General features: G+C 68.8%; 30 protein-coding genes and 1 pseudogene. 16 read left to right on the forward strand and 15 right to left on the reverse strand.

The features are described from left to right. Positions 1-65: 65 nt before the first annotated feature. Positions 66-386: a head-tail adaptor protein gene (locus LGR54_RS09885; protein ID WP_230361799.1), complete on the reverse strand. Its 321-nt coding sequence runs from the start codon at positions 384-386 to the stop codon at positions 66-68. Beyond that, a complete protein-coding gene (locus LGR54_RS09890; protein ID WP_230361800.1) occupies positions 383-949 on the reverse strand; it encodes a head-tail connector protein in 567 nt (188 codons plus the stop codon). The genes LGR54_RS09885 and LGR54_RS09890 overlap by 4 nt, the downstream gene beginning before the upstream one ends. 108 nt (positions 950-1,057) lie before the next feature. Between LGR54_RS09890 and LGR54_RS09895 the strand changes: the two genes are divergently transcribed. Continuing rightward, entirely contained in the window at positions 1,058-1,798 is a 741-nt protein-coding gene (locus LGR54_RS09895) for a trypsin-like serine protease (RefSeq protein WP_230361801.1), read from the forward strand. Then, entirely contained in the window at positions 1,795-2,325 is a 531-nt protein-coding gene (locus LGR54_RS09900; RefSeq protein ID WP_230361802.1) for a hypothetical protein, read from the forward strand. Before LGR54_RS09895 ends, LGR54_RS09900 begins: the two co-directional genes overlap by 4 nt. 57 nt (positions 2,326-2,382) lie before the next feature. Here the strand turns inward: LGR54_RS09900 and LGR54_RS09905 are convergent, their stop codons facing one another. Genes LGR54_RS09905 through LGR54_RS09920 form a run of 4 tightly spaced genes read right to left on the reverse strand, consistent with a single transcriptional unit; the run spans position 2,383 to position 4,720 of the window. Then, entirely contained in the window at positions 2,383-3,660 is a 1,278-nt protein-coding gene (locus tag LGR54_RS09905; protein WP_370638174.1) for a phage major capsid protein, read from the reverse strand. Between the two features lie 6 nt (positions 3,661-3,666). Next, a complete protein-coding gene (locus LGR54_RS09910) occupies positions 3,667-4,299 on the reverse strand; it encodes an HK97 family phage prohead protease (RefSeq protein WP_230361803.1) in 633 nt (210 codons plus the stop codon). Continuing rightward, positions 4,296-4,499, reverse strand: coding sequence for a hypothetical protein (locus tag LGR54_RS09915; protein WP_230361804.1), 204 nt, complete (start codon positions 4,497-4,499; stop codon positions 4,296-4,298). The genes LGR54_RS09910 and LGR54_RS09915 overlap by 4 nt, the downstream gene beginning before the upstream one ends. Continuing rightward, positions 4,496-4,720 carry a hypothetical protein gene (locus LGR54_RS09920; protein WP_370638175.1) on the reverse strand — a complete coding sequence of 75 codons (225 nt, stop codon included), beginning with the start codon at positions 4,718-4,720 and terminating at the stop codon, positions 4,496-4,498. The genes LGR54_RS09915 and LGR54_RS09920 overlap by 4 nt, the downstream gene beginning before the upstream one ends. Positions 4,721-4,842: 122 nt before the next feature. Between LGR54_RS09920 and LGR54_RS09925 the strand changes: the two genes are divergently transcribed. Further along, positions 4,843-5,130 carry a hypothetical protein gene (locus LGR54_RS09925; protein WP_230361805.1) on the forward strand — a complete coding sequence of 96 codons (288 nt, stop codon included), beginning with the start codon at positions 4,843-4,845 and terminating at the stop codon, positions 5,128-5,130. 219 nt (positions 5,131-5,349) lie between these two features. On the opposite strand, the pseudogene LGR54_RS09930 reads toward LGR54_RS09925, so the two are convergent. After that, positions 5,350-6,513: pseudogene (locus LGR54_RS09930) on the reverse strand (phage portal protein). A gap of 129 nt (positions 6,514-6,642) precedes the next feature. Between LGR54_RS09930 and LGR54_RS09935 the strand changes: the two are divergent. Then, entirely contained in the window at positions 6,643-7,170 is a 528-nt protein-coding gene (locus tag LGR54_RS09935) for a hypothetical protein (protein ID WP_230361806.1), read from the forward strand. Here the strand turns inward: LGR54_RS09935 and LGR54_RS09940 are convergent. The 3 genes from LGR54_RS09940 to LGR54_RS09950 form a co-directional block, all read right to left on the reverse strand. After that, entirely contained in the window at positions 7,162-7,365 is a 204-nt protein-coding gene (locus tag LGR54_RS09940) for a hypothetical protein (RefSeq protein ID WP_230361807.1), read from the reverse strand. The genes LGR54_RS09935 and LGR54_RS09940 overlap by 9 nt on opposite strands. Positions 7,366-7,452: 87 nt before the next feature. Then, a complete protein-coding gene (locus LGR54_RS09945; protein ID WP_230361808.1) occupies positions 7,453-8,772 on the reverse strand; it encodes a DNA-packaging protein in 1,320 nt (439 codons plus the stop codon). Then, the gene (locus LGR54_RS09950; protein ID WP_230361809.1) at positions 8,741-9,343 is read right to left on the reverse strand and encodes a hypothetical protein; all 603 of its coding nucleotides are present in this window, start codon (positions 9,341-9,343) and stop codon (positions 8,741-8,743) included. Before LGR54_RS09950 ends, LGR54_RS09945 begins: the two co-directional genes overlap by 32 nt. A 255-nt stretch (positions 9,344-9,598) precedes the next feature. Here LGR54_RS09950 and LGR54_RS09955 point away from each other — a divergent pair, with 255 nt between their 5' ends. From LGR54_RS09955 to LGR54_RS09970, 4 genes are all read left to right on the forward strand, one after another. Then, a complete protein-coding gene (locus tag LGR54_RS09955; RefSeq protein ID WP_230361810.1) occupies positions 9,599-10,114 on the forward strand; it encodes a molybdopterin-dependent oxidoreductase in 516 nt (171 codons plus the stop codon). Beyond that, positions 10,111-10,320 (forward strand): molybdopterin-binding protein, encoded by a 210-nt coding sequence (locus tag LGR54_RS09960; RefSeq protein WP_230361811.1) that lies wholly within the window; start codon positions 10,111-10,113, stop codon positions 10,318-10,320. The genes LGR54_RS09955 and LGR54_RS09960 overlap by 4 nt, the downstream gene beginning before the upstream one ends. A gap of 24 nt (positions 10,321-10,344) precedes the next feature. Continuing rightward, positions 10,345-10,851, forward strand: coding sequence for an SAM-dependent methyltransferase (locus LGR54_RS09965; protein ID WP_230361812.1), 507 nt, complete (start codon positions 10,345-10,347; stop codon positions 10,849-10,851). Between the two features lie 296 nt (positions 10,852-11,147). Beyond that, complete coding sequence (locus LGR54_RS09970; RefSeq protein ID WP_230361813.1) at positions 11,148-11,723, forward strand: cysteine hydrolase; 576 nt, start codon at positions 11,148-11,150, stop codon at positions 11,721-11,723. A 263-nt stretch (positions 11,724-11,986) separates the two neighbouring features. Here the strand turns inward: LGR54_RS09970 and LGR54_RS09975 are convergent, their stop codons facing one another. Together LGR54_RS09975 and LGR54_RS09980 are read right to left on the reverse strand one after the other, a co-directional pair. Next, positions 11,987-12,658: a TetR/AcrR family transcriptional regulator gene (locus LGR54_RS09975; protein WP_230361814.1), complete on the reverse strand. Its 672-nt coding sequence runs from the start codon at positions 12,656-12,658 to the stop codon at positions 11,987-11,989. A gap of 37 nt (positions 12,659-12,695) precedes the next feature. Next, a complete protein-coding gene (locus LGR54_RS09980) occupies positions 12,696-13,268 on the reverse strand; it encodes an NADPH-dependent FMN reductase (RefSeq protein ID WP_230361815.1) in 573 nt (190 codons plus the stop codon). A gap of 179 nt (positions 13,269-13,447) precedes the next feature. On the opposite strand from LGR54_RS09980, the gene dcd reads away from it, so the two are divergent. Then, positions 13,448-14,005 (forward strand): dCTP deaminase, encoded by a 558-nt coding sequence (gene dcd, locus LGR54_RS09985; RefSeq protein WP_230361816.1) that lies wholly within the window; start codon positions 13,448-13,450, stop codon positions 14,003-14,005. A 21-nt stretch (positions 14,006-14,026) separates the two neighbouring features. Here the strand turns inward: dcd and LGR54_RS09990 are convergent, their stop codons facing one another. Further along, entirely contained in the window at positions 14,027-14,800 is a 774-nt protein-coding gene (locus tag LGR54_RS09990) for a FadR/GntR family transcriptional regulator (protein WP_230361817.1), read from the reverse strand. 235 nt (positions 14,801-15,035) lie between these two features. On the opposite strand from LGR54_RS09990, the gene LGR54_RS09995 reads away from it, so the two are divergent. The 3 genes from LGR54_RS09995 to LGR54_RS10005 all read left to right on the forward strand — a co-directional run bounded on the left by LGR54_RS09995 (position 15,036) and on the right by LGR54_RS10005 (position 18,920). Next, the gene (locus LGR54_RS09995; RefSeq protein WP_230361818.1) at positions 15,036-16,718 is read left to right on the forward strand and encodes an L-lactate permease; all 1,683 of its coding nucleotides are present in this window, start codon (positions 15,036-15,038) and stop codon (positions 16,716-16,718) included. Between the two features lie 61 nt (positions 16,719-16,779). Beyond that, complete coding sequence (locus LGR54_RS10000) at positions 16,780-17,916, forward strand: alpha-hydroxy acid oxidase (protein WP_230361819.1); 1,137 nt, start codon at positions 16,780-16,782, stop codon at positions 17,914-17,916. Between the two features lie 422 nt (positions 17,917-18,338). Then, the gene (locus tag LGR54_RS10005) at positions 18,339-18,920 is read left to right on the forward strand and encodes a LysE family translocator (protein WP_230361820.1); all 582 of its coding nucleotides are present in this window, start codon (positions 18,339-18,341) and stop codon (positions 18,918-18,920) included. Here LGR54_RS10005 and LGR54_RS10010 read toward each other — a convergent pair. Next, positions 18,912-19,535 carry a YcgN family cysteine cluster protein gene (locus tag LGR54_RS10010; RefSeq protein WP_255607462.1) on the reverse strand — a complete coding sequence of 208 codons (624 nt, stop codon included), beginning with the start codon at positions 19,533-19,535 and terminating at the stop codon, positions 18,912-18,914. The genes LGR54_RS10005 and LGR54_RS10010 overlap by 9 nt on opposite strands. 264 nt (positions 19,536-19,799) lie before the next feature. Here LGR54_RS10010 and LGR54_RS10015 point away from each other — a divergent pair, with 264 nt between their 5' ends. From LGR54_RS10015 to LGR54_RS10025, 3 genes are all read left to right on the forward strand, one after another. Then, positions 19,800-21,953 (forward strand): transglycosylase domain-containing protein, encoded by a 2,154-nt coding sequence (locus tag LGR54_RS10015; protein WP_230362085.1) that lies wholly within the window; start codon positions 19,800-19,802, stop codon positions 21,951-21,953. Positions 21,954-22,018: 65 nt separating this feature from the next. Then, a complete protein-coding gene (locus LGR54_RS10020; protein WP_230361821.1) occupies positions 22,019-22,594 on the forward strand; it encodes a DUF1214 domain-containing protein in 576 nt (191 codons plus the stop codon). After that, entirely contained in the window at positions 22,591-23,136 is a 546-nt protein-coding gene (locus LGR54_RS10025) for a DUF1254 domain-containing protein (protein WP_230361822.1), read from the forward strand. The genes LGR54_RS10020 and LGR54_RS10025 overlap by 4 nt, the downstream gene beginning before the upstream one ends. A gap of 20 nt (positions 23,137-23,156) precedes the next feature. On the opposite strand, the gene LGR54_RS10030 is transcribed toward LGR54_RS10025, so the two are convergent. Then, complete coding sequence (locus LGR54_RS10030) at positions 23,157-23,336, reverse strand: hypothetical protein (RefSeq protein ID WP_230361823.1); 180 nt, start codon at positions 23,334-23,336, stop codon at positions 23,157-23,159. A 141-nt stretch (positions 23,337-23,477) separates the two neighbouring features. Between LGR54_RS10030 and LGR54_RS10035 the strand changes: the two genes are divergently transcribed. Continuing rightward, complete coding sequence (locus tag LGR54_RS10035) at positions 23,478-24,479, forward strand: DUF2336 domain-containing protein (RefSeq protein WP_230361824.1); 1,002 nt, start codon at positions 23,478-23,480, stop codon at positions 24,477-24,479. The last annotated feature ends 10 nt before the right edge of the window (positions 24,480-24,489 follow it).

A 24,489-nucleotide genomic window follows, 5' to 3' on the forward strand; every position in this document is an offset into this window, starting at 1 on the left:
TGCTCGCCGGCGCAGCGCGGCGATCAGCCGGGCCAGCGTCCCGGCCGGCAGGCGGGATGAAAATCTCATGGCGTCTCCTCCCGGCAGCGGCAGGTCAGCCGCCGCCCGCGTCCCTCGGCATCGCTGATCGCCTCGACGAGCAGCACCCGCGCGCCGAGCCGCAGCCGGTCGCCCGGCATCACCTCAGCCGGCGCGCGCAGCGTCACCCAGTGCGTCAGCACCGCACCGGGCCGGTCGGCGATCTCGGCGGGGGCGGCGTCGCTGCGGATCGCGCCCCAAACGTCGCCCACCACCTGATAGCTGAGCGTCGTCCCGCCGAGCCCGTCGGGGGTGCCCACCGGCGTCTCATGGGTCAGCCGGTGGCGCAGCTCGCCTGCCCGGCTCACAGCCGCGTCACCCGGTAGGGCGCGACCAGCGCGCCGAGCGTCGCGGGGAAGGCGGCCGAGGACCCGGTCTCGTCGCGGTGCTCGTAGAAATGCGCCAGCACCAGCCGCACCGCCTCGATCAGCGGCGCCGGCACGTCGGCGGCGGCCGGCCCGTGCCCGGCGGTGATGTCGAGCGCGAGGCCGGCGAGAGGCCGCTCCGGCGCCGGCACCCTGCCGCGCTCGACGCGGATCAGGCCCGGCAGCCGGGCGGTGTCGAGGGCGAAGGCGTCGAGCGGCAGCTCGGTCTCCGCGCCGGCCGCATCGATCCGCACCACCCGGTCGAGCGTGCGCAGCGGCGATACCGGCACCGGGATCAGCCCGCTCGCCGGCCAGGCGTCGCGGACGATCCGCCACGTCTGGTCGATCAGCGCCCGGCGGGTCAGCGTCTCCACGCTCGCCCGCGCGGCGGTGATCATCGAGGCGATCAGCGCGTCCTCGGCGTCGTGGTCGACGCGCAGATACGCCTTCGCCTCGGCGAGCGTGAGCGGTTCGCTCGCGGGTCCCGCGAGCAGCAAAGCGGGCATCGGCCCCTCCCCTGATGTGCTGAAACGCTATGAGCGGCCTCGCCGCCCTCGCTTGACGCGGCGGGAACGGGCCGGCAGAACCGCGCCATCCCTCCGTGAGGAAGCCCGATGCCGAGCCCGTCCTTCGTCCGCCTGTCCCGGATCGGCGTCGCCGCCGCCCTGCTCTGTGCCGCCGTCCCGGCCGCCGCCATTGTCGGCGGTCGCCCGGCCGACGAGGCGACGCGGGCACAGACCGCGCTGATCGTCTCGACGCGCGGTGCCTCCTGCACCGGCGTGGTGCTTACCCCGCTGGTGGTGCTGACCGCGGCGCATTGCGTGCAGCCGGCGGCGAACTACGCGGCGGTGGCGTTCGAGGCCTCCGGCCCGCGCATCATCGAGGCGAGCCGGGTGGCGCTGCACCCGCAATTCGACCCGAACTCCTTCGCCACCCGGCGCCCGACGCCGGACCTCGCTCTGGTGAAGCTCTCGGCTCCGCTGCCCGGCGTGCGCCCGGCGCGGCTGTCGAGCGAACCGGCGCTGCCGGCGCGCCGCACCGCCTTCACCCTCGCCGGCTACGGCGTGGTGAAGGACGGCGACGGCAAGTCGGCCGGGACGCTGCGCACGGTCGAGCTTCCGAGCATCGGCACCACCGGCGGCATCATGATCCGCCTGTCCGATGGCCCGGCCGCCGGCGGCTGCACCGGCGACAGCGGCGGCCCGGTGTTCCTCGAAGGCGAGGTGGCCGGCATCATCGGCTGGTCGACGGCGGCCGGCGGCGCGCGCGGCTGCGGCGGCGTCACCGGGGCGACGCTGGTCGGTCCCCAGCGCGCCTGGATCGACGCCACCGCAAGGAGCATGGGGGCGCAGTGAGCCATACCGACTGGGAACCCGAAATGACAGAACCGCGATCAAGGAACGGATGTCGTTCTGAACGCTTTCTGAAGACTATCGTCATGCCGAACTTCGCGGCAGCGGTAGACGCGCCTGACGATGAGCGCCACATGGCAAACGCGGTGCTGACGATTGATGCCTGTATCGGCCTCATCCATCGAGATCTGATCGAAGACGGACACCACAACATTCCGTCGCGCGACGACAACTATCGAGACCAATTGGCCGAAACGACATTAGACTATCATCTTCTTCGCGACCTCGCCGCCGCTTATAAGCACGGCGAACTAACGGGCAAGAAACCCCGCCTACTCCGGACTACCGATCAAATGTCGACAATTCAGAACGAGTTGGGATTTCTTCAGTGCGGGGATGAACTTGGCGGAAATATCCTCATCGTCGAGACAAGCGAGGGGAAGTTTGTCCGTGCAACAGATACTCTCTTCACGACGGTGGGCATGGCACGCGATCTCGTGAAAATGCTCACCACACCCGAGCCGGCTTGAGACAGATTTCCCCTCGCCCGTTAGCCCCTCACCCTTGAAGAGGAAGAGGCTCGATACTCACGACGCCGCGAACTTCAGCAGCTTGATCGCGTCGAAGTCCTGCACGCCGCCGCCGACGCGCTTGGTGGTGTAGAACAGCACATAGGGCTTGGCGGAATACGGGTCGCGCAGCACCCGCACCCCGGCGCGGTCGACCACCAGATAACCGCGGCGGAAGTCGCCGAACGCCACCGACAGGCTGTTCGCACCGATGCTCGGCATCTCCTCCGCCTCATGGACGGGGAAGCCCAGCAGGCTCGGCGGCTGGCCGGCCGCCGTGGGCGCCGCCCACAGATACTGGCCGTTCTCGTCCTTCAGCTTGCGCACCGCGCCCTGGGTACGGCGGCTCATCACGAAGCTGCCGTTCTGGCGGTAGCCGGCCTTCAGCGCATAGACGAGGTCGACCAGCGGGTCGGACGGATTGGCGGTGGGAAAGTCGCCCGCCGCCCCGGTCGCCACATAGCCGAGATTGCCCCAGCTCCAGGCACTCTCCGCCACCGCCGTATAGGCGAGGAAGCCCTTCGGCTTGCCGGTGCCGTCGCCGGTGACGAAGGCGGTGCCCTCCTGGGCCGCGAAAGCGGCCTCCACCTCGATGGCGAGCCATTCGTCGATGTTCACCGCCGCGTCGTCGAGCAGGGTCTGCGTCGCCGCCGGCATGGCGTAGAGCTCCATCGCCGGGAAGCTCAGCTCGTCGAGCACCGGGCTGGCGGTCTGCGCGCGGGCCGCCGTCTCGGCGACCCAGCCGACCGCCGGGCCGGAGGTCATGAACGGCTTCTTGTAGGTGCCGGCCGAGATGGTGCGCACATCCGAGATGGCGCGGATCGGCGACAGCGCGGCGAGGCGCTTGCCGATCTCGCGCTCGGTCTCGTTCGGCACCACATAGCCGCCATCGGCGGCGACACCGGCCGACATCGCCTTCATCTCGATACGCTTGAGGCCGGCGGCCTCGCCATGGCGAACATAGGCGTCGAAGGCCGCCTTGTGCTCGCGCGCGGCGAGGTCGGCGACGAGGTCGGCACGCCCGCCGAGCCCCGGCCGGCGCGCTTTCAGCACCAGCTCGTCGATCAGCGCCTTCTGGGTGTCGAGCGCGGCATTGATACGCTCCACCTTGTCATGGGTCACCGCGTCGACGCCGCGCCGCTCCAGCTCGCCGAGGCGCTGGTCGTTGGCGTCCTTGAACGCCTCGAAGGCGCCCATGAATTCCTCGAAGGCGGCGCTCACCTCCGGGCCGCCCGACTTCGTCTCGAAGCCGGATTTGGTCTCGAAGCCGGACTTCATCTCATGGCTGTTCTGCATCAGGGATCATCCTTTCAGGGGAGAGAGGGAGCCGACCGGCGGCAGGGCGCCGAGGGCACGCAGCCGCCGCGCGCCGCGACGTATGGCGGCGGCGAGCGGCGAGCGCCCGCCGGCGGGGGACCGGGCCTCGGCCCCCGCCCGCTTCACGGCGTCGATGCGGGCATCGGGCTGCATCGGGAAGGTGACGACCGACACCTCCCACAAATCGATGCGGGTGAGCCGGCGCACCCGCGAGCGCGGATCGGTGCGGCCCTCCACGGCGCGAAAGCCGATGGACAGCCCGTCGATCGCCCCGGCGCGCATCAGCGCCAGCACCTCGCGGGCGCGCGCCACCTCGGGCGTCAGCCGGCCGCGCACGAACAGGCCGGTCGAATCCTCGCGGATCTCAGTCCACACGCCGATCGGCTCGGCGGGGTCGTGCTGGAACAGCATGCGCACCCCGCCTGCGCCGCGCTCGGCGAGCGAGCGGGCGAAGGCGCCGTGCACGATCAGGTCGCGGCCGAGATCGACGCGGCCGAACAGCGCGGCATAGCCCTCGAAGGAGCCGTCGGCCTCGATCTGCGCCAGCGGAGGGCCGGCCTTCACCTCGACGGCGGGCCCGGCGAGCGGCCCGGCCGGCGGAACGCGGGAATGGATCATGCGCCGCCCTTTCCGCCCTTGGCGCCGGTCGTCCGGCCGGATTTGGCGTTACCGGGCTTGGCCGTGTGGGCGGCGCGGTCGAGCTTGCCGAGGGTTCGGCCGAAATCGCGAAAGACTTTCGGCGCATCGCCGGCGCGGGTCGGCGCCGGCAGCCGCGGCCGTCCGGGCAGGAAGGCCCGGATGCGGGGTGTGACCTTCATTCGTCGTCTCCGAACTCAGCGGTTGGGTCGGCGGTGAACCGGGCGTTGAAGCGCGCGAGCTCGCGCACGAAATCGTCGAAGCGCCGCGCGCCGGCAGCGAGCTCGCGGAACAGCACATAGGCGAAGGAGGAGGCGCCCAGCGCCCAGGCGAGCAGCGCCAGATGCGCGAGATCGCCCCGCGCCACGAAGGCGTCGATGAACTTGTCCATGGGGGCGAACATCAACCCAAGATTGTATGTCGTGTAAGTTGCATTAAGATTGCAACTGCATGTGATTCTGGGCGTCCAATGATGACGATGTTGCCAAGCAAATCAGGTGATCGATGCAAGACAAAATTGAGTTGATGATCCGTGCCGTGAATGGAAAGAAGCAGGTGACCTGCTCCTATCAGGGCCATCATCGTGAATTGTGCGTGCACGTCGTAGGATACAAAAACGACCGTCCGCAGATCCTGGCATTCCAGTTCGGCGGCTCCAGTTCGAAAGGACTTGTCATAGGAGGAGATTGGCGCTGCATGGTGCTAAACGAAATCAGAGATATCCGTCTACAGGATGGACAGTGGTACTCGCCAGACAACCATTCACGTCCACAAACCTGCGTAGACCGCATCATTGCAGAAGTTCGCTACTGACGCAGTAACTCCAGATAGCGTAGCGCGCGGTCTTTAGAATCAGGCCCATAAAAAAGCGGTCACATAGCATGTTCCATTATGCTCGCTGTCGATGACCTCTACAGACCAGAGACCGAATTGCTCGGGACGCTCAACAATAGCGCTCTCGACATCTTCCATCGGCCTCTCTCCCTGTGAAGCACCACCCCGAACGTTAGAGACGGCTCTTATCCGCCGCCCCTACTCCTCGCCATACCCCACGGCCGCGCGTTTCTCGGCGTCGCTGAGGAACCCCGCCTCGCCCACCCGCCGCCACAGCGCCTCGCGCTCGGCGGAGAGCGCCTCCACCGCATCGAGGTCGGGCACCAGCTCCAGCGTCGCCTCGCCGAGCCCGGGCGCCAGCCAGCGCGCCAGCCCTTCGCCGATACGGCGCGCCATTGGCAGCACCGCCTGGCGCCAGAACACCCGGTTGGCCTCGGAATAATTGGCGTAGGTGGCGTCGCCGGGAATGCCGAGCAGCATCGGCGGCACGCCGAAGGCGAGCGCGATCTACCGCGCCGCGGCGTTGCGCGCCTCCAGGAAGTCCATCTCCTTCGGCGACAGCGACAAGGGCCGCCAGTCGAGCCCGCCTTCCAGCAGCAGCGGCCGCCCGGCATTGGCGGCGCCGGAGAAATTGGCCTCCAGCTCCTCCTTCAAGCGGTCGAACTGCTCGTCGGAGAGGTTGCCCGCCCCGCCATAGATCAGCGCCCCGGAGGGCCGCGCCGCATTGTCGATCAGCGCCTTGTTCCAGGCGCCGGCGGCATTGTGCAGGTCGAGCGCCACCTGCGCCGCCTCCAGAGGCGGCGTGCCGTAATGGTCGTCGAGCGGATTGAACAAGGCGAGATGCAGGATCGGCGGCACCGCGGATCCCCCTTGCCCCTCCTGCAGGAAGCGCAGCGTGCGCCCGCCCACCGTGTAGTCATAGGCCTCGGCCCAGCCATCGGTGCCGGGCACCACCTTCATGCGGTCGGGCCGCAGCACGTGCAGCTCGCGCACCCGCCCGTCGAGGCTCACTGCCTCGATATAGGCATTGCCGGCGAGCAGCAGATGCCCCGCCACCGCCTCGATAAAACCGGAGCCGGACATCCGCTCGTTCGGCCGCCGCAGCAGGTCGATGAGCGGATGGTCCGCATGTTCCTGCGCGCCCTCCATCAGGCTGAAGCGCACCTGCGCCGCACCCTCGGCGATCATGCGGACGCAGCGATGGGCGACGGCGTTGCGGCTATAGCCCTCGACGGCGAGCGCGGCATAGTCGCGCGGCGTCCAGCGCGGCCGCCCGGCGGCGAGCAGCGCCACCAGCGGCGCCGCGCGGGACGCCTTCACGTCCGGCGGCGCGGAGGGGCGGGAGAAGAAAGGCAGCCTCATGGGATGATCTCTCGAAACGGCACGTGATCGGCTGAGCAGCAGCGAATTAGGAACGCTGGTTACGGATCTCGCGAATCACACGCCATGGTGGTAAATGATTTCATGGTGGTTCTATGAGGCCATTCGAGAATGGGCATCCGCTTCGAGCATCTCGATGAGGTCACGCGCCCATTTATGACCGGCGAGATAGACGCCGACATCACAAGTGGTGGTCTTTATCTCAGCAACTACCTTAACGATCAAGGTCAGCAGAGATGGCCAACCTTGTTACGCCAGGCATCTCAAAGTGGCACGGATGACACTCTTGCTCAAATACTCCGAACCGAACGGAGCTTTAAGCTGCAAGTGGAACGCCGAAAGCCAAAAGGTGGCTTTACCATGGTGAGCGTACCGGTAACGGCCGCTCAAACACTGGCTGAATCGCAATTCAATATGTATTACATGAGAGGCTTAGCTCTTCGGGCAATAGCCGAAGGAAGGTTCTTGGTCGTGTATCGTGGAAAGGTAGTTGACAATCCGCGCCCAGAGTCGGAGCGGCTTATTGGCTCGCAATTGGACCCGAAGGAAGTGCTTCAAGCCCTGAGAGCAACGAAGGGCGTGGAGCCATCCATCGGTATTCCTCTCCCGAACTCAGGCTTGACTGTTCGGTTAAGCTAAGATCATCCTGCTTCCGGCGTCACATGTGTAGCCAATATCGTGATCGTCGCGCTCCAAAATGAACAATACCGGTTGCCCGCCAATGCCTAGTCCATATTCACGAGCGAGTTCGGTCAACGCGCGGAGGAACGCCTCCGCCTGCTCGCTCATATCGGATATTTGCGCAACCAGATGATCATTTACCTGAGCGACCATGATTTCCTCCTGACCAACGTCAATCTGAGCTGGCAGGCACGCGTTCCCAAGGGGCGCGCGTAACTGCCGGTACGGCCCCCGCCCCCCTCACACCCGCCGCACCCGCGGCGCCGTCTCCTTCGGCCCCAGCGCCAGCGCGGTGATCGCCCAGACCAGCGCGTCGAGCCGGTCCGGCGAGCGCCCGCCGGACAGCCCGTCCGGGCCGAAGTCGCAAAGCTCGTCCTCCAGCGCCGGGAAGGCGCCGGCATGGCGCACCCGGCCGCGCTCATAGAGCGCCGCCACCGGCTCGGCGCGCAGCCATTTTCCGCGCGTCGCCCGCACCTCGGCCACCGGCAAGGCGGGGTCGATGCCGGCGAGGATGGTGCGCACCATCTCGCCGCCCTGGTTCACCTCCACCACCACCCGGTCGGCGGCGAGCTTGTGGAACAGCGCCACCACGCGCGCGCCCCAGGCGGCCGGCGTCAGGCCGTGGCCGCTCTCGTCGGCCAGCACATGCGCGATCCCCTCGCCGTCGAGCCCGGCGGCGACGATGCCGCAGGCATCCGCTCCCTTGCGCGAGGAGGCCGGCGGGTCGACCGCCACCACGATGCGGGCGAGCGCCGGTGCCGCCTCCTCGCGTGCCGCCTCGATGCCGGCCCGGCTCCACAACGCGTCGGCGCGGTCCTCGATCAGTTCGCCTTCCAGCTCCTGCCGGCCGAGCCGCGTGCCGGCATAGCGAGAGACCACCGTCTCCAGGAAGGTCGGCGCCAGGTGCGCGGCGTTCTCCGCCGTGCCCATCCGGGTGATCGCCGTCATCGGGTCGGCAATGAGCCGGCGCATCAGCTGGGTGGCGCGCGGCGTCGTCGTCACCATCTGGCGCGGCCGCTCGCCGAGGCGCAGGCCGAATTGCAGCATGTCGAAGGCCGCCTCGGCATAGCGCCATTTGGCCAGCTCGTCGCACCAGGCGGCGTCGAATTGCGGGCCGCGCAAGCTTTCGGGGTCATCGGCGGAAAAACCCTGGGCGATGGCGCCGTTCGGCCATTCGAGGCGCCGGCGGGTCGGTTCCCAGCGCGGGCGCTCATGGCGCGGATGCACGGCGAGCAGGCCGGAGACCCCCTCGACCATCACCTCGCGCACATCGCTGAACGTCTCGGCCACCAGCGCGATGCGCCCGGCCGGGCGGCTGGCGAAACCCGGCGTCCCCAGCGCCAGCCCGCGCACCCATTCGGCGCCGGTGCGGGTCTTGCCGGCACCGCGCCCGCCCATCACCAGCCAGGTGATCCAGTCGCCGCCGCCCTGCGCCAGTTCCGGCGGCATCTGCGCCGGCCGGGCGAGCAGGCTCCAGCAATGCAGCAGCCAGTGCGCGCCGCCGGGCGAAAGCCCGGCGACCGCCTCGTCAAGCCGCCCGTTCCGCCAGCACGCGCTCAAGAGTTGCCGCAAGCTCGCGTCGGTAGGCGTCGGCATCGCGGAACATGTCGTCATCGGCGCGCTCGTCCCCGGCATCCTCGTCCTCGTCGCGGGCGATGGCGGCGAGCTCGCGCAGCGAGCGCACCAGCACCGCGAGGGTGCGCGCCGCCCGCTCGGCGTCGGCGCCGCTGCGATTGGCGTTCAGCCCGGCGCGGGCCACCAGCCGCTCGACGGCGGCGATCTCGCTTTCCACCCGCGCCACCAGCCGGGCGATCAGCAGCCGGCGCGACACCGGCCCCTCGGCGTCCAAGGTGGGCGTTTGCGGCGCGGGCGACGGCAAGACTTGCGATGGCGACGCCTGCGATGGCGGAACGGCCAGCGGCGACGCTTGCAGCATCGACGTCTCCGGCATGACCGCCGCCAGCCGGTCCTTGCGGCGCTTCCAGCCCCAGTGGCGGACGCGCTGGTTCAGCGTCGAGCGGCTGATGCCGAGCAGGTCGGCAATGTGCTGGTTGGGCACGCTGGTGTTTTCGTACAGGCGGCGCGCCTCCTCGATGGCCTCGAGCGGAACGTCGCGCTTGGGTATCGTCATGGTCGGTGGTTTCCCTGAAATGCAGCCCCCGCGACAATAAAAAAGCCGGCCATGCCGGCCGGCTGATGAAAGCAAGGCGCCCTGCCGGCCTCGCCGGCCCCGGACGCAATTGTGGAGCATGGCAGAAAGCTACCGGAGCAGCGTCACGCTGTCAAGGCATTTATTCCTACGCCCGTGGATTTTCTCACAACCCTCGATCGTGTTGCCGGCTGCGCTGCCCTGCTATATTCATCGGCACATAGCTTTGAGGTGTCCATGTCGTTCTCTCCGCGACGTCTTGCCCGCGCCGGCTGCCTCCTGGCGGTGCTCGCCACGCTGCCGGCGGCCGCCGCGACGGCACAGGAGCTCACCCTTTCCGCGCCCGGCGGCGCCACGCGGACGCTGGATCTCGCCGCGCTGCGCCAGCTACCGGCCACCACTGTCGAGGTCACCTTCCTCACCTCGCGCGGCGAGGAGACCGGGCGGTTCACCGGCGCCCTCCTGTGGGACGTGCTCACCACCGCCGGCCTCGTCGATGCCAAGGACCAGCACGGCGTCGCCCGCAGCGCGGTGCTGGCCACCGCCCGCGACGGCTATGCCGCCGTGCTCGGCCTCGGCGAGATCGCGCCGGAACTGGAGGGAAAGCGGGTGCTGATCGCCTATGAGCGCGACGGCGCCGCCATCCCCGACGACAAGCTGCCCCGTCTCGTGATACCCGGCGACCGGCGCGGTTCGCGGGCGGTGTTCTCCGTCGACCGTGTCGACATTCTCAAACCGGAGTCCCGGAAATGAAGCTCAGCGCGCGCAACGTCATCCCCGGCAAGGTCGTGGCCATCCAGAAGGGCGCCACCACCGCCCATGTCCGCATCGAGATCGCCGGCGGCCAGGTGCTCACCTCCTCCATCACCAACGAGGCGGTGGACGAGCTCGGCCTCACCATCGGCAGCACGGCCTCGGCGGTGATCAAGGCCTCCGACGTGCTGGTCGCCGTCGACTGAGCGGCAGGCCACGGAAAGGCGACGATGGTCCGCCTCGACGAAATCCGCGCCGGCGAGGTCCTCGCGGCCCCGCCGGCCGGCAATGATGCCGGCCTCACCTTCATCGGCCGCATCCGCACGCCCTGGGTGTCGCGGCTGGAAACCCCGCGCCTCGGCCGGCCGGACGGGCCGGAATGCCTCATCGAGATCTTCGAGCCCTGGCGCCCGGCTCTGGCCGGCATCGAGTCCTACGCGCGCATCGAGGTGCTGTTCTGGATGCACCTGTCGCGCCGCGACCTCGTCATCCAGAGCCCGGCCAATGACGGGCGCGGCCACGGCACCTTCGCGTTGCGCTCGCCGGCACGGCCCAATCCGATCGGCACCACCATCGCGACATTGGTGCGGGCGGAGCCGGACCGGCTGATCGTGCGCGGGCTGGACTGCATCGACGGCACGCCGCTGCTCGACCTCAAGCCCGACCGCAGCCTGTTCACCCCGATCGCGCCCGAGCAGCCAGGCGACCGTCAGACTGGCGACCGTCAGACCGGCTGAGTGCTCCCGGCAGGATCGCGTTCCCGGCACGTCGATGCGATCGTCTTCTTCGCCGGCTCATCAAGCCGCTGTCGCGAGGCCGCCATTTTTGCGGGCGGCAAAGTCATACCCGCGGCAAACCTGTTAAGAAGCCGGGCGGACAGCCGCCAATGCTCCGGGAGACGCGCATGCACTCGGTAAAGCTCGAAGACGGTATCGTGCAGATCGCGCTGCAGAGGCGCGGCCGCCTGCGCCTGTTCGAGACCATCGATCCGAAGCGGACGGCGCATCTGGTGATCGACATGTAGGTCGGCTTCATGACGCCGGGCGCGCCGGCGGAGATCGCGCCGGCCGCCACCATCATTCCCAACATCAACCGCATCAGCGCGGCCTGCCGCGAGGCCGGCGCCCTCAACGTGTTCGTGCAGAACTCGATCAGCGAGGAGAGCAAGCACAGCTGGTCCAACTGGTTCGGTTCGTTCTGGACGCCCGACAAGCGGGAGGGCATGTACGCCACCTTCATGGTCGGGAAGCCCGGCCATGCGCTCCACCCCGACATCACGGTCGAGGACGGCGACATGCACATCAACAAGTTCCGGTTCGGCACCTTCGTCGACGGGTCGTCGGATCTTCACGGGCGCCTGCAGGCTCTCGGCATCGACACCGTCATCATCACCGGCTGCGCGACCAATATCTGCTGTGAATCGACCGCCCGCGACGCGATGATGCTCAACTACAAAGTGCTGTTCGTTTCCGATGGAACCGCGACGCACACCGATTACGAGCACAACATCACGCTCAACAACATGATGCTGACCTTCGCCGACGTAGTCACCACCGACGACGTCACCGGCCTTCTGCAACCGGCCCGGATCTCCCTGGCCGGAACCTGAAGGCGACGCGAGAACCAGTCTCCGACGATCGATGGAAGCTTGAAAGCTTCAAAGCTTGGAAGCTTGGTGTTCCGGCAGCAACCTGCAATTCCGGCAGGACACCGGGAGCGCGGCACCCGGTCGCTCCGCTGCCGCGCATGTCGCTCAGCATCGCTCGGCTCCCCGGACCAGCCGCACACCACACAGCGGCGATCCGGCCCCCGGGGGAGGCTCTGGCGAAGCCGCCTCATCTTTCCAAAGAAGCGCCTGCGGGGCTGTCGCCCCTACCCGCCCCGCGCCATCACCGCCGTCAGCGCCCGCACCGCTGCCGCCACCGCATCGGCGCGCTCATCCGCACTGGCTGGCTGCGACTGGAACAGCGCCCGGTGCTGCAGGTCGCCCGCCACCATGTCGTGGAATAGCCGCGCCAGCCGGGCCGCCTCACGCCCGCCTGCCTCCTCGGCGCCCTGCCCACCCGCCTCGGCAATGAACCGCGCCAGCACGCGCTGCGAGGTCGCCGGCCCGGCCGCGTACCAGGCGGCGCCGAGCCGGGGGAAGCGCCCGGTCTCGCCGATCAGCGTACGGTGCAGGGCGAGCGCCTCCGGGGTCAGCAGCGCGTCGAGCAGGGCCCGCCCGAGCCGGGTCAGCCCTTCTTCCAGCGCCAGCCCGCGCGTATCGGCGCCGGTGAGCGGCCGCAGCACCTCGCCGAGGGCATCTTCTATGGCGGCGACGAACAGACCTTCCTTGCCACCATAGAAGGCATAGATGTTGGTCTTGGAACCGCCGGCGGCCTGGACGATCTCGTCGAGGCTCACCCCGGCATAGCCGCGGGCGACGAACAGGCAGGCGGCGACGCGGCGCAGCCGCTCGCAGGTCGCCTGCCCCCGGCCGGTGCGACGGTCGGAGGGGCGACGGGCGGTGGAACGCGCCGCCCCCTCCAGCGCGACCGGCGGCACCGGCAGGCCGGCGCCGCTATGGTCGTCCGGGCCCGTGTCAGGCCCCCTTCTTCACATGCTCGACGAAGCGGATTTCGGTGATGAGCGCGTCGACGCCGCTGACCACGAAGTTCTTGGTCTTGTCGTCGGTGAACGCGCCGTCCTTCACCTTCTCGCCGACGCCGGGCACCGCCACATGCGGCACCACCGCCACGCGGGCGCCGGCGGCGGTCAGCGATTCACGCAGCTGCGCCTGGGCGCGGATGCCGCCAGTCGAGCCGGGCGAGGAGGTGACGACCAGCACCGGCTTGCCGAGCAGCGCGCCCTTGGAATAGGGACGCGAACCCCAGTCGATGGCGTTCTTCATCGCGCCGGAGGTGCCGAAATTATATTCCGGCGAGGAGAAGATCACGCCGTCCGCCTCGGCGATGGCCGCGCGCAGCGCCGCCGCCCCGGCCGGCGGGGTCGCGGTGTCCTCGTCCTGGTTGTAGAGCGGCACGTCGTTCAGGCGATACACGGTCAGGTCCGCCTTGTCGGCGACCGCCGCCTTGATGGCCTCGAGGACGGCGGTAGAATAGGAGGCGGCGCGCAGGCTGCCGGAAATGCCGAGAAGCTTCAAACGAGCGGACATGGGGAAGAACGTCTCCTGAACATGAATGATACTACCTGGTATCATTTCATATGTAACATTGCCCGCGCAAGGACTGTTTCGCGATTGCAACATGGTTCCGCTGCAACGCAGCTCTCGCGCCGCCCCGGCATTCATGTTACCGATCATGGGCTTGTCTCGCGTAAACGGGGTGCCTGCCCTTGATCCTGACCGATCGCGATATTCGCGACTCGCTGGCCGCCGGCCTGCTCTGCATCGATCCGCCGCCACCGGCCGAGTTCTACGCGCCGAACGGCGTCGACCTGCGTCTCGACGCCCGGCTCACCCTCTATCGCCCCCCGGCGGAAGGCGAGGACCCGGTCATCGACCCGGCCGGCCCCGGCTACAGCTTCCGCGAGGCGATCCTCGCCATGGCCGGCGACATCGAGATCGGCGAGGACGGCTTCGTGCTCGATCCCGGCCGGCTGGTGCTGGGCTGGACCTGCGAGAAGGTCGACCTGATGCCCGGCGCCCGCCTCGCCGCGCGGGTGGAGGGCAAGAGCTCGCTGGCCCGCATCGGCCTCATCGTCCACCTCACCGCACCCACCATCCACGCCGGCTCGACGGGGCGTATCCAGCTGGAGATCATCAATCTGGGTCCGCGCCCCATCCGGCTGCGGACCGGTATGAAGGTGTGCCAGCTGATCCTGGAGCAAACGCTGGGAATCCCCGAGGTCGGCTATCGCGGCCAGTTCGCCGGCCAGCGCGCCGCCGGCTGACCGCCTCTATCCTGGCCGCCGCTATCCCTGGCCGCCGGCGATCAGCGTCGAGCGGTTGAGCCGCCGCAAAGCGAGGCTGGTGCGTGCCTCGTCGCGGCGGAAGCGCTCGACGCTCTGGCCGGTATAGATCAGGTGGCGCAGCGCCGCCGCCTCCGCCACCTCGGCGTTGCCGGCCACCACCGCCTCACCTATCGCCTTGTGCTGGCTCAGCAATTCCTCGCGGAACTCGTCGATGGCGAAGAGCTGCGTGCGGTTGAAGAAGATGTCCCGCCGCAGCATCTCGCTGAAGGCGCGCATGACGTGCAGGATGACGAGGTTGTGCGAGGCACCGTAGATCAGCCGGTGCAGCACGATGTCCGCCTCCGCCTCGCGGTCGGGTTCGTTAGCGTCGTAAGCCGCCTGCATCTCGCCGAGGCATTCGCGGATCGCCTGCCGCTCGGGGTCGCTGGCCCGCACGGCGGCGAGGCCGGTCGCCTTGCGCTCCACCGCCTCGCGATACTCGAAATAGTCGGCCGTCACCTGCTCGTTGGAATGCAGCAGCCCGGCCAGCGGCTCGGTGAGCGGGGCGAGGAACTGCGTCACCCGCGTGCCGTCGCGGCCGATCGCCAGAAGCCCGCGTTCTTCAAGTATTTGCAGCGCGTCGCGCAGCGAGGGGCGCGAGACCTCCAGCTGCTCGGCGAGGTCGCGTTCGCTCGCCAGCCGCTCGCCGGGCCGCAGCACGCCTTCGAGGATCAGCCGCTCGATATGTTCGGCGATCGCCTCGGCCAGTTTGGGCGTGCGCAGCCGCGCGGTCATCTGCTTCGATCTCCGAACCGATTTCCCGCTGCTTTTTTCATTTTCCGGCCCGCGCGTCTACAACCAAGAGCTAAGCGGCTGACCAGTTGACTCCTTTGGTAAGACAATTTTACCAAACATGACTCCTGTTACTACCTTCCCTAACGGGTCGGGGTTAAGGTGCCGCCGGCCGGCATCCAATCGCGAACGCGCAAAACGGACGTCAAGTCCGCTGTTCACTTGGAGGAAACGGACTTTGACCTGGAACCAGATTTACGACCCGTTCGGCAGCCTCGCGCTGTCGACGCTGTTCGCGGCCGTACCCGTGGTGGTAATGCTCGTCGGCCTCGGCTTCCTGCACATGAAGGCGCATGTCGCGGCGTTCGCCGGCCTCGTCGCCGCCTTCGTGATCGCGGTGTTCGTGTTCGGCATGCCGTCGGAGAAGGCCGGCATCGCCGCCGGCTACGGCGCCATGTACGGCCTGATGCCGATCGGCTGGATCGTGCTCAACATCATCTTCCTGCACCAGATGACCGAGGCGAACGGCTCCTTCACCACCCTGCAGCGTTCCATCGCCGGCATCACCGGCGACCGCCGCCTCCAGCTCCTCCTCATCGCCTTCTCCTTCGGCGCCTTCTTCGAGGGCGCGGCCGGCTTCGGTACGCCGGTGGCCGTCACCGCGGCGCTGCTGATCGGCCTCGGCTTCTCGCCGCTCGCCGCCTCCGGCCTGTCGCTGATCGCCAACACCGCCCCCGTCGCCTATGGCGCCCTCGGCACCCCGGTGATCGCGCTCGCCGCCGTCACCGGCCTCGACCTGATGGACCTGTCGGCGATGATCGGCCGCCAGTTGCCCTTCTTCTCGCTGATCGTGCCGTTCTGGCTGATCTGGGCGTTCGCCGGCTGGCGCGGCATGCTGGAGATCTGGCCGGCCATCCTGGTCTGCGGCATCTCCTTCGCGATCCCGCAGTTCCTGGTGTCCAACTTCCACGGCCCCTGGCTGGTGGACGTGGTGGCCGCCATCGTCTCCATGCTCTGCCTGGTCGCCTTCCTGCGCGTCTGGCAGCCGAAGAAGATCTGGACCTCGACGGCGCTGAAGGGCCGCGAGAACGGCGACGGCTCGGAAGGCTCGACCACCAAGGGCGCCACCGACTTCACCACCGCCCGCCCCTCCACCAAGGCGCTGGTGCTCGCCTGGCTGCCCTGGGCCATCCTGACCGTATTCGTGTTCGCCTGGGGCATCCCGCAGGTGAAGGCGGCGCTCGACGGCTTCTTCATTCAGAAGTTCGAGATGACCGGCCTGCACAACCTTATCTTCAAGACCCCGCCGGTGGTCGCCACCGCGCATGCCGAACCCGCGGTGTTCAACTTCAACATCCTGTCGATGACCGGCACCGGCATCTTCCTCTCCGCCATCGTCGCCGGCCTCGCCATGGGCTTCTCGCCGCTGGGGCTGGCGAAGATCTATGGCCGCACGCTGTGGAAGGTGCGCTACTCGCTGGCCACCATCGCCATCATGCTGGCGCTGGGCTTCCTGACCCGCTATTCGGGCCTCGACGCCACGCTGGGCCTTGCCTTTGCCGCCACCGGGCCGTTCTACCCGCTGTTCGGCACGCTGCTCGGCTGGCTCGGCGTCGCGCTGACGGGTTCGGACACCGCGTCGAACGTGCTGTTCGGCGGCCTGCAGAAGATCACCTCGCAGCAGCTCGGCCTGTCGCCGGTGCTGATGGCGGCGGCCAACTCCTCGGGCGGCGTGATGGGCAAGATGATCGACGCGCAGTCGATCGTCGTCGCCTCCACCGCCACCGGCTGGCAGAACTCGGAAGGCACCATCCTGCGCTACGTGTTCTTCCACTCCATCGCGCTCGCGGTGCTGGTCGGCCTGCTCGTCAGCGCCCAGGCGCATCTGTGGCCGTTCACGGCCCTCGTCATTCACAATTGACGCCACGCGGGGGAGGCGTAGAGCCTCCCCTCATTCTTTGAAAGTATAGGAGCCCCGGCCAATGGCCCCCGTGACGAACATCAAGGATCTTCGCGCCATCGCCATGAAGAAGGTGCCGCGCGCGATCTTCCACTACGCCGACCGCGGCTCCTATGACGAGACCACCCTCAAGGCCAACAAGGCCGACCTCGACGCCATCCCGCTGCGCCAGCGGGTGATGATCGACGTCTCCGAGCGCACGACCAAGACGACAATGATCGGCGAGGAGGTGTCGTTGCCGCTCGCCATCGCGCCGACCGGGCTCACCGGCCTGTTCCATGGCGACGGCGAGATCCATGGCTGCCGCGCCGCCCAGGCCGCCGGCATTCCCTTCACCCTGTCCACCATGTCGATCTGCTCGATCGAGGACGTGGCGGCGGCGGTGAACAAGCCGTTCTGGTTCCAGCTCTACGTGATGCGCGACCGCAAGTTCTCCGAGTCGCTGATCGAGCGCGCCAAGGCGGCGAAGTGCTCGGCGCTGGTGCTCACGCTGGATCTGCAGATCCAGGGCCAGCGCCACATGGACATCAAGAACGGCCTCGCCGTCCCGCCCAAGCTCACCGTGGCGAACGCCATCGACATCGCCACCAAGCCGGCCTGGGCGATGAGCGTGCTGATGGGCAAGCGCCATTCCTTCGGCAACCTCGCGGTGCGCAAGGAGAGCGACAGCCTCACCACGCTGTCGCAGTGGATCGCCGGCCAGTTCGACCCTTCGCTGTCGTGGAAGGACGTCGAATGGGTGCGCTCCATCTGGCCCGGCAAGCTTATCCTCAAGGGCGTGCTCGACGTCGAGGACGCCAAGATCGCCGCGCAGACCGGCGCCGACGCCATCGTGGTGTCCAACCATGGCGGCCGCCAGCTCGACGGCGCGGTGTCCTCCATCTCGGCGCTGCCGAAGATCGTCGACGCCATTGGCGGCGGCAAGAGCGAGATCTGGTTCGACGGCGGCATCCAGTCCGGTCAGGACGTGCTCAAGGCCGTGGCGCTCGGCGCCAAGGGCTGCATGATGGGCAAGTCGTTCCTGTGGTCGCTGGCCGCCGGCGGCCAGGCCGGCGTCGCCAAGGCGATCGAGATCATCCGCAAGGAGCTCGACGTTTCCATGGCGCTCACCGGCACCAAGGACATCAACAAGGTCGACAAGAGCGTGCTGGCGCTCTGATCGTTCCGTGCATCGCGGAACTCCCCTTTCCCCGCACGGAACTCGGCATTAGCCGAGTTCCGCACCTGGAGTGGTCGACAGCGGATACATCCGATGTCGACGGAGAGGGATGGAGCGAAAGGCCTCCGACGTTTCCCGGCACCCCTCCCCTCGCCGGCCCGCGGCGCTTTCCACGGGTTCGCCGGAGACGCGATCCGCAGGCGAGCACCCTCCCCATGGGGAAAGATAAGGGGTCGATGCGGAAAACCGCTCGACCTCGTCCCGGCCGGAGGCCGAGCCACCGGGCCCGGGACCGCTCGCCACCTCCCACGTGCGCCGTGGGTCGACCTTGGCGAGGGGGCGGGACGACGCCGGCCGGGAAATGCGGGCCTAAGCAGAGCCCCCGATACCGGTCTCCCGGCACCTCCGCTATCAAGACCGGCATGACCGATCCCGTCCTGTTCGCTCTTGCCGTGCTGGCGATCCTCGCTACCCCCGGTCCCACCAACACGCTGCTCGCCACCGCCGGTGCCGCAGGCGGATGGCGCCGGGCGCTGCCGCTGATGCCGGCGGAGATCGCCGGCTACCTCATCGCGATCTCTACCATCGGCCTCGCTCTCGGCCCGGCCGTGGCCGCCTCGCCGGTGCTCGGCCTGAGCCTCAGGATCGCCGTCGGCCTCTATCTGCTCGCCACCGCCTGGGCGCTGTGGCACCGGGCCGGCGGCGCGCCGGCCGAAGTCGCTCGCGTCGTCACCCCGCTGCGGGTGTTCGTGACCACGCTGCTCAATCCCAAGGCGATCCTGTTCGCGCTCGGCGTGGTGCCGTTCGGGACGGAGCGGGTATGGCCCTATCTCGCCGGCTTCGCCGGGCTCTGCGCGCTGGTGGCGCTGGGCTGGGTCGGCTTCGGCACCCTCGCCGGCCGTGCCGCCGCCGCGACGGGGCGCGGCCATGTCGTCCCGCGCATCGGCGCCGCCGCGGTCGCCGGCTTCGCGGCGATGCTGCTGGTGTCGCCGCTGCTACGCTGAGCGCCGCCGCCCCGCTTCTCCCTTGCCCCGCCGGCTCGCGGCTTCCTTGCCTGCCGGCTCGCTTACCCCCTTGCGCTGCCGGCTCGCCGCCCCCTTGGGCAGGCGCAGCGGCCAGCGCACCATGTGGTCGACGAAATCCTCCAGCGGCAGGTCGTCCTCCAGCGCCGCCACCCGGCCGCGCACCGAAACGCCGGCGGCATGCACCGTGTCGCGGTCGCCGGAGACGAGGTGATGCCACCAATAGAGGTCGCGCCCCTCGGCGATCAGCCGGTAGCCGCAGGACGGCGGCAGCCATTCCAGCGTGCGCACCACGTCCGGGGTCAGGCGCACGCAGTCCGGCACCTGAGCCTGACGGTTGGGGTAGTCGCGGCAGTGGCAGCCGAAATCGTCGAGCAGCTGGCAGCCAATGTCGGTATAGGCGATCGCCTCGGTGTCCTCGTCCTGCAGCTTGACGAGGCAGCAGCGCCCACAGCCATCGCACAGGCTCTCCCATTCGGCGGCGCTCATCGCTTCCAGCGGCGTGCGCTTCCAGAACGGGGTCTCCGGCGGAACGGCCTCGGGAGCTTGAGCTTCCGGGGCACGGGCATCCGGGGTGTGGGCGGTGTCGACAGTCATCGGACCTCTCGGCGAACGCGGCGGGCGGCGGCGCGCTTCACGGCTTGGCAATCAAACCTTAGATAGCTTCCATGTCCGGCCAAGGCGAGACCCGCACCGTCAAGTGGTGTGCCATCGGTGTCTCGGCTATAAGGACGGGCATGTAGAGTACCTCGCGGAGAGCGCGGCTTGGACGACGGCTCGAAGAAGGACGACGCCCCGGCGGCAAACACGGGACCGGACGGCGCCTCCCCCGGCGAGGGGCAGCCGCGCCGCACGCGCCGCCTGCGCAACCTGCTGCTCATCATCGATTCATGGATCGATTCGACGATCTATAGCGGCGGCGTCCGGCTGCACGCCGCGTGGGATTCCTTTGTCGCCTTCACCGAGCGCTTCAATCTGCGCGGCCCGGCGCGCTGGGGCGTGGAGATCGCCTCGGAGGGCATGACCTGGGGCGCGGTCGGCGCGGTCTTGATGCTGGCGCTCGCCATCCCCGCCTTCCACGAGACCTCGGACGACTGGCTGAAGCGCTCCGAGCTCTCGGTCACCTTCCTCGACCGCTATGGCAACACCATCGGCGAGCGCGGCATCCGCCACAACGACACCGTGCCGCTGGAGGAGTTCCCCGATCACCTGATCAAGGCGGTGCTCGCCACCGAGGACCGGCGCTTCTACGAGCATTTCGGCATCGATATCCCCGGCACCTTCCGCGCGGTGCTGTCGAATGCCCGCGCCGGCGGCGTGGTGCAGGGCGGCTCCTCGCTCACCCAGCAGTTGGCCAAGAACCTGTTCCTGTCGAACGAGCGCACGCTGGAGCGCAAGATCAAGGAAGCCTTCCTGGCGCTGTGGCTGGAGTTCCACCTCACCAAGAACCAGATCCTCAAGCTCTATCTCGACCGCGCCTATATGGGCGGCGGCTCCTTCGGCGTCGACGCGGCGGCGCAGTACTATTTCGGCAAGTCCGCGCGGGAGGTCACGCTGGCGGAAGCCGCCATGCTCGCCGGCCTGTTCAAGGCGCCCTCGAAATTCGCCCCGCACGTCAACCTGCCCGCCGCGCGCGGCCGGGCGAGCGTGGTGCTCGACAACCTCGTCGACGCCGGCTTCATGACCGAGGGCCAGGTATTCGGCGCCCGCCGCAACCCGGCGACCCCGATCAACCGCAAGCAGGAAGACACGCCGGACTATTATCTCGACTACGCTTTCGACCAGGTGAAGACCATCGTCGAGACGCTGCCGCGAAACTACGCCGAGCGCTCCTTCGTGGTGCGCACAGCGCTCGATCCCAACATCCAGAAGGCGGCGGATACCGCGATCCGCGACAGCCTGAAGGAGTTCGGCAAGGATTACGGCGCCAGCCAGTCCGCCATGGTGGTGCTGGAGCCGAACGGCGCGGTGCGCGCCATGGTCGGCGGGCGCGACTATGGCGAGAGCCAGTTCAACCGCGCCACCGACGCGCTGCGCCAGCCCGGCTCGTCCTTCAAGCCCTATGTCTACACCGCCGCGCTGATGACCGGGAAATACACCCCGCAGACCATGGTGGTGGACGGGCCGATCTGCATCGGCAACTGGTGCCCGCAGAATTACGGCCGCTCCTATGCCGGCCGCCTGCCGCTGATCCAGGCGCTCACCCGCTCGCTCAACACCGTGGCGGTGAAGCTCGCCGAGGCGATCGGACGCGGGCGCATCGTCGATCTCGCCCATGCCATGGGCGTGAAGAGCGAGCTGAAGATCACCCGCGCCTTGCCGCTCGGCGCCGCCGAGGTGACGGTGATCGACCAGGCCACCGGCTACGCGGTCTTCGCCAATAACGGCATGTCGGTGGCCCCGCACGCGGTGCTGGAGATGCGCACCCCCGCCGGCGAACCGGTGTGGAGCTTCGACCGCAACGGCCCGAAGCCGCACCGCGTGATCCCGGAGAACATCATCGCCATGATCAACCCGATGCTGAACAGCGTGGTGGAGAACGGCACCGGCCGGCGGGCGATGATCCCCGGCACCAAGGTCTCCGGCAAGACCGGCACCACCAACGCCTATCGCGACGCCTGGTTCGTCGGCTTCACCGGCAACTATGCCGGCGCGATCTGGTTCGGCAATGACGACTTCACCCCCACCCGCAAGATGACCGGCGGTTCGCTGCCGGCGATGACCTGGCAGAAGGTGATGGCCTTCGCGCATCAGGGCATCGAGCTCAAGCCGACGCCCGGCCTCGGCAACCAGCCGGCGCCGAAGCTGGACGGCGCGGTGGCGGAGGCGTCGCCGCTCGACATTGGAGGCTTCCAGCGGCCGGTGACCCTCGCCCCGGCCACCGCCACCCGGCTGATGGCGCTGTCGGAACGCATGCGCGCCGCCGCCGAGGCGTCGCGCCGGCCGAGCGCGTCGCTGCCGGCGAATGAGCAGTTCGCCGGCGCCGCCGACCGCCCGATAACCGACCGCAATTGATGCCGCCGGCGGGCCGCCGCTGATGCCTGCCTGATACCGTCCCCGATACCGGATTCCTCCCGCCCGTGCGTCCGCTGCTTTTCATCCTCACTCTCGTCATCGGCGCCGTGGTGGGCCTCGGCCTCACCTGGTTCGTCACCACCAATGGCTACGGCCCCGGCGTGGTGCGGGCCGGGGCCTGGAAGGCCTGGCCCAAGGCCGGCACCGAGAATGCCGATCCCTATGCGCGGGCGACGCTGGCGCGCGCCGGCGAATTGCCGCTGGAACTGGCGGACGGCCTCGCCTTCGTCGCGTCGAGCGACGACAAGGGCGCGCCGCTCGACGGACGCTGCGACATCCGCCTCTCCGGCACGGTGCCGCAGGCGCGCTTCTGGACGCTCACCCTTACCGACCGCGCCGGCAATCTCGTCGACAACGCCGCCGACCGGCACGGTTTCACCTCGACGGAGGTGGTGTGGAACCGCGACGGCACGGTCGACGTCGTGCTGAGCCCGCGGGCGCGCGCTGGCAACTGGCTGCCGACCGGCGCCCGTGACCGCCTCATGCTGACGCTTCGCCTCTATGACGCGCCGGTCGGCCTCGCCAGCCGCACCAGCGACGCCCCCGACATGCCCGCCCTGGTCACGGAGCGCTGCCCGTGAAACGCCTCGTGGTTCCCATCCTCGCCGGGCTGGTGCTGGGCGCGCTCGTGCATCTCGTCGGGGTGCTGATGATGCCCTATGTCGCCGAGCGGGACGGTTATGCCCGTCTGGCGGAAGCCGGCCAGGTGAACGCCGTCACGCTGCTTGAAAACCGCCGCCTTCTCGCCGAGGCACTGCCCGCCTCGGACCCGGCCTTCGTCACCGCCGTCTGCCTCTATGATCTCACCGAGGGGCCGCTGAAGGTCCGGGTGCCGACCACCGAGGACTACACCTCGATTTCCTTCTACACCCGCCAGGGCCTGCCCTTCTACGCCATCAACGACCGCTCGGCCGGGCGCACCGTCATCGAGCTCGATCTGATGAACGCCCGCCAGAAGGCGGCGATGCCGGAAGATGAGGAGGTGACGGTCGCCGACCGGTTGGTGGTGGAATCGCCCTCGCAGGAGGGCATCGTCGTCATTCGCGGGCTGGCCCGCGAACGCGGCGCCCGCGCGGAGGTACAAAGCGCCATCGCCTCGGCGCGTTGCACGCCGACGCCCTGAATTCACCCGTTCATGCCGCTCTACGCCTTGGGCGGCCCGGCGCTGGCGACCGTCTGGGTGGATACCGGCGGCGGCGCGCGCGTGATGCGTATGGCCGGCAGGATCACGACTTTCGCCGACACGGGCAGCGTCGCCTCCCGGCGCCGGTCACGGCGCGCGCGCGGCTTGCGGAAGGCAGGAAACGGTACGACCGAACCCATTCTGCGTCCTCCGATCTTCAGCCAAACCGGACAAGTGGAAGCTAGTTCCGGCGTGGTTAACGCGCTGCTAACGTTCATGGCGCAATTTAGTTCGGCCGGTCCCGGCGTACCCTCCCTCATCGCTCGAACCTGTCGCCCTTCATGCCCTCCACCGTCGGCCCCAGTCTCAAGGCCACCCTCGAGGACGCCCGTCGTCGTGACGCCGATACGCGCCCGGCCCTGCTGGCGCTGCTGGTCGACCGCGTGATCGCGCAGGGCGTCGGCGACGACGACGCCGCCCGCCGCCTCGGCGTGCTGCTGCCCCGGCTGATGGAAGCGGTGCCACTGACGCAGGCGCGCCAGGCCGCCGAGCGCCTCGCCCGCCGCGCCGACCTGCCGGCGGAACTGATTCACCGACTGGCCGCGGGCTCCATCGAGATCGCCGCGCCGCTGCTGCGGCTTTCGCCGGTGCTGGACGAGGCGGCGCTGATCGATCTCGCCGCCGACGCCGAGCCGGCGCGGCTGCAGGCGATCGCCGCCCGCCGCGACGTCTCGCCCGAACTCGCCAAGCAGCTCGCTTCCACCGTTCATCACGCACGGGACGGGCATCGGCAATCACCCTCGGCCGCCCCGGACTTCTTCGGCGCCTCGCCGGAGGAGCGCACCGCCCTGCTGCACCGCCTGCTCACCCTGCCGCCGCTGCCGCTGGCGGAGCGGGTCGGCGCCCAGGGAGAGCCCTTCGTCGAGAACCTGCTCGCCGCCGCCAAGCGCGATGATCGCGTCGCCCTCGCCCTGCTCATGGAGCGGGCGCTGTCCGTGCCAGCCGAGACGGCTATGCGCATCGTCGCGGACGAGGCGGGACAGGCGCTCGCCATCGTGGCGCGGGCTCTCGGCCTCAGCCTCGCCGTGCTGTCGCGGATCCTGTTCCGGCTGCATCCCGGAGTCGGGCGCTCGTCGAGCGACATGGCGCGCCTCGCCGATCTGTTCGATGCGCTGCCGTCGGCGAGCGCGCAGCACATGGTGGCGATCTGGCGCGGCACCCGCCGCCCGGGCGCGGCGCGCCCCGCCCTGGAAGCTCCGTCGATGCGCAATGTCGCCGTGCCGCGGCCCGCGCCCGCTCAAACCGGCGACGGCGCGAGCGAGCCGCGCCGGCAAGAGGGCTGAGGAACAAGGC

The organism is Ancylobacter sp. Lp-2 (genome assembly GCF_020523795.1).
Taxonomy (GTDB): domain Bacteria; phylum Pseudomonadota; class Alphaproteobacteria; order Rhizobiales; family Xanthobacteraceae; genus Ancylobacter.

What these genes read in the sequence shown, in the direction of transcription:
- LGR54_RS09890 (WP_230361800.1), bottom strand. Translation starts at nt 949, where the DNA reads ATGCCCGCTTTGCTGCTCGCGGGACCCGCGAGCGAACCGCTCACGCTC.
- LGR54_RS09895 (WP_230361801.1), top strand. Translation starts at nt 1,058, where the DNA reads ATGCCGAGCCCGTCCTTCGTCCGCCTGTCCCGGATCGGCGTCGCCGCC.
- LGR54_RS09905 (WP_370638174.1), bottom strand. Translation starts at nt 3,660, where the DNA reads ATGCAGAACAGCCATGAGATGAAGTCCGGCTTCGAGACCAAATCCGGC.
- LGR54_RS09910 (WP_230361803.1), bottom strand. Translation starts at nt 4,299, where the DNA reads ATGATCCATTCCCGCGTTCCGCCGGCCGGGCCGCTCGCCGGGCCCGCC.
- LGR54_RS09915 (WP_230361804.1), bottom strand. Translation starts at nt 4,499, where the DNA reads ATGAAGGTCACACCCCGCATCCGGGCCTTCCTGCCCGGACGGCCGCGG.
- LGR54_RS09920 (WP_370638175.1), bottom strand. Translation starts at nt 4,720, where the DNA reads ATGTTCGCCCCCATGGACAAGTTCATCGACGCCTTCGTGGCGCGGGGC.
- LGR54_RS09925 (WP_230361805.1), top strand. Translation starts at nt 4,843, where the DNA reads ATGATCCGTGCCGTGAATGGAAAGAAGCAGGTGACCTGCTCCTATCAG.
- LGR54_RS09935 (WP_230361806.1), top strand. Translation starts at nt 6,643, where the DNA reads ATGGGCATCCGCTTCGAGCATCTCGATGAGGTCACGCGCCCATTTATG.
- LGR54_RS09940 (WP_230361807.1), bottom strand. Translation starts at nt 7,365, where the DNA reads ATGGTCGCTCAGGTAAATGATCATCTGGTTGCGCAAATATCCGATATG.
- LGR54_RS09950 (WP_230361809.1), bottom strand. Translation starts at nt 9,343, where the DNA reads ATGACGATACCCAAGCGCGACGTTCCGCTCGAGGCCATCGAGGAGGCG.
- LGR54_RS09955 (WP_230361810.1), top strand. Translation starts at nt 9,599, where the DNA reads ATGTCGTTCTCTCCGCGACGTCTTGCCCGCGCCGGCTGCCTCCTGGCG.
- LGR54_RS09960 (WP_230361811.1), top strand. Translation starts at nt 10,111, where the DNA reads ATGAAGCTCAGCGCGCGCAACGTCATCCCCGGCAAGGTCGTGGCCATC.
- LGR54_RS09965 (WP_230361812.1), top strand. Translation starts at nt 10,345, where the DNA reads ATGGTCCGCCTCGACGAAATCCGCGCCGGCGAGGTCCTCGCGGCCCCG.
- LGR54_RS09970 (WP_230361813.1), top strand. Translation starts at nt 11,148, where the DNA reads ATGACGCCGGGCGCGCCGGCGGAGATCGCGCCGGCCGCCACCATCATT.
- LGR54_RS09980 (WP_230361815.1), bottom strand. Translation starts at nt 13,268, where the DNA reads ATGTCCGCTCGTTTGAAGCTTCTCGGCATTTCCGGCAGCCTGCGCGCC.
- LGR54_RS09990 (WP_230361817.1), bottom strand. Translation starts at nt 14,800, where the DNA reads ATGACCGCGCGGCTGCGCACGCCCAAACTGGCCGAGGCGATCGCCGAA.
- LGR54_RS10000 (WP_230361819.1), top strand. Translation starts at nt 16,780, where the DNA reads ATGGCCCCCGTGACGAACATCAAGGATCTTCGCGCCATCGCCATGAAG.
- LGR54_RS10005 (WP_230361820.1), top strand. Translation starts at nt 18,339, where the DNA reads ATGACCGATCCCGTCCTGTTCGCTCTTGCCGTGCTGGCGATCCTCGCT.
- LGR54_RS10010 (WP_255607462.1), bottom strand. Translation starts at nt 19,535, where the DNA reads ATGACTGTCGACACCGCCCACACCCCGGATGCCCGTGCCCCGGAAGCT.
- LGR54_RS10030 (WP_230361823.1), bottom strand. Translation starts at nt 23,336, where the DNA reads ATGGGTTCGGTCGTACCGTTTCCTGCCTTCCGCAAGCCGCGCGCGCGC.
- LGR54_RS10035 (WP_230361824.1), top strand. Translation starts at nt 23,478, where the DNA reads ATGCCCTCCACCGTCGGCCCCAGTCTCAAGGCCACCCTCGAGGACGCC.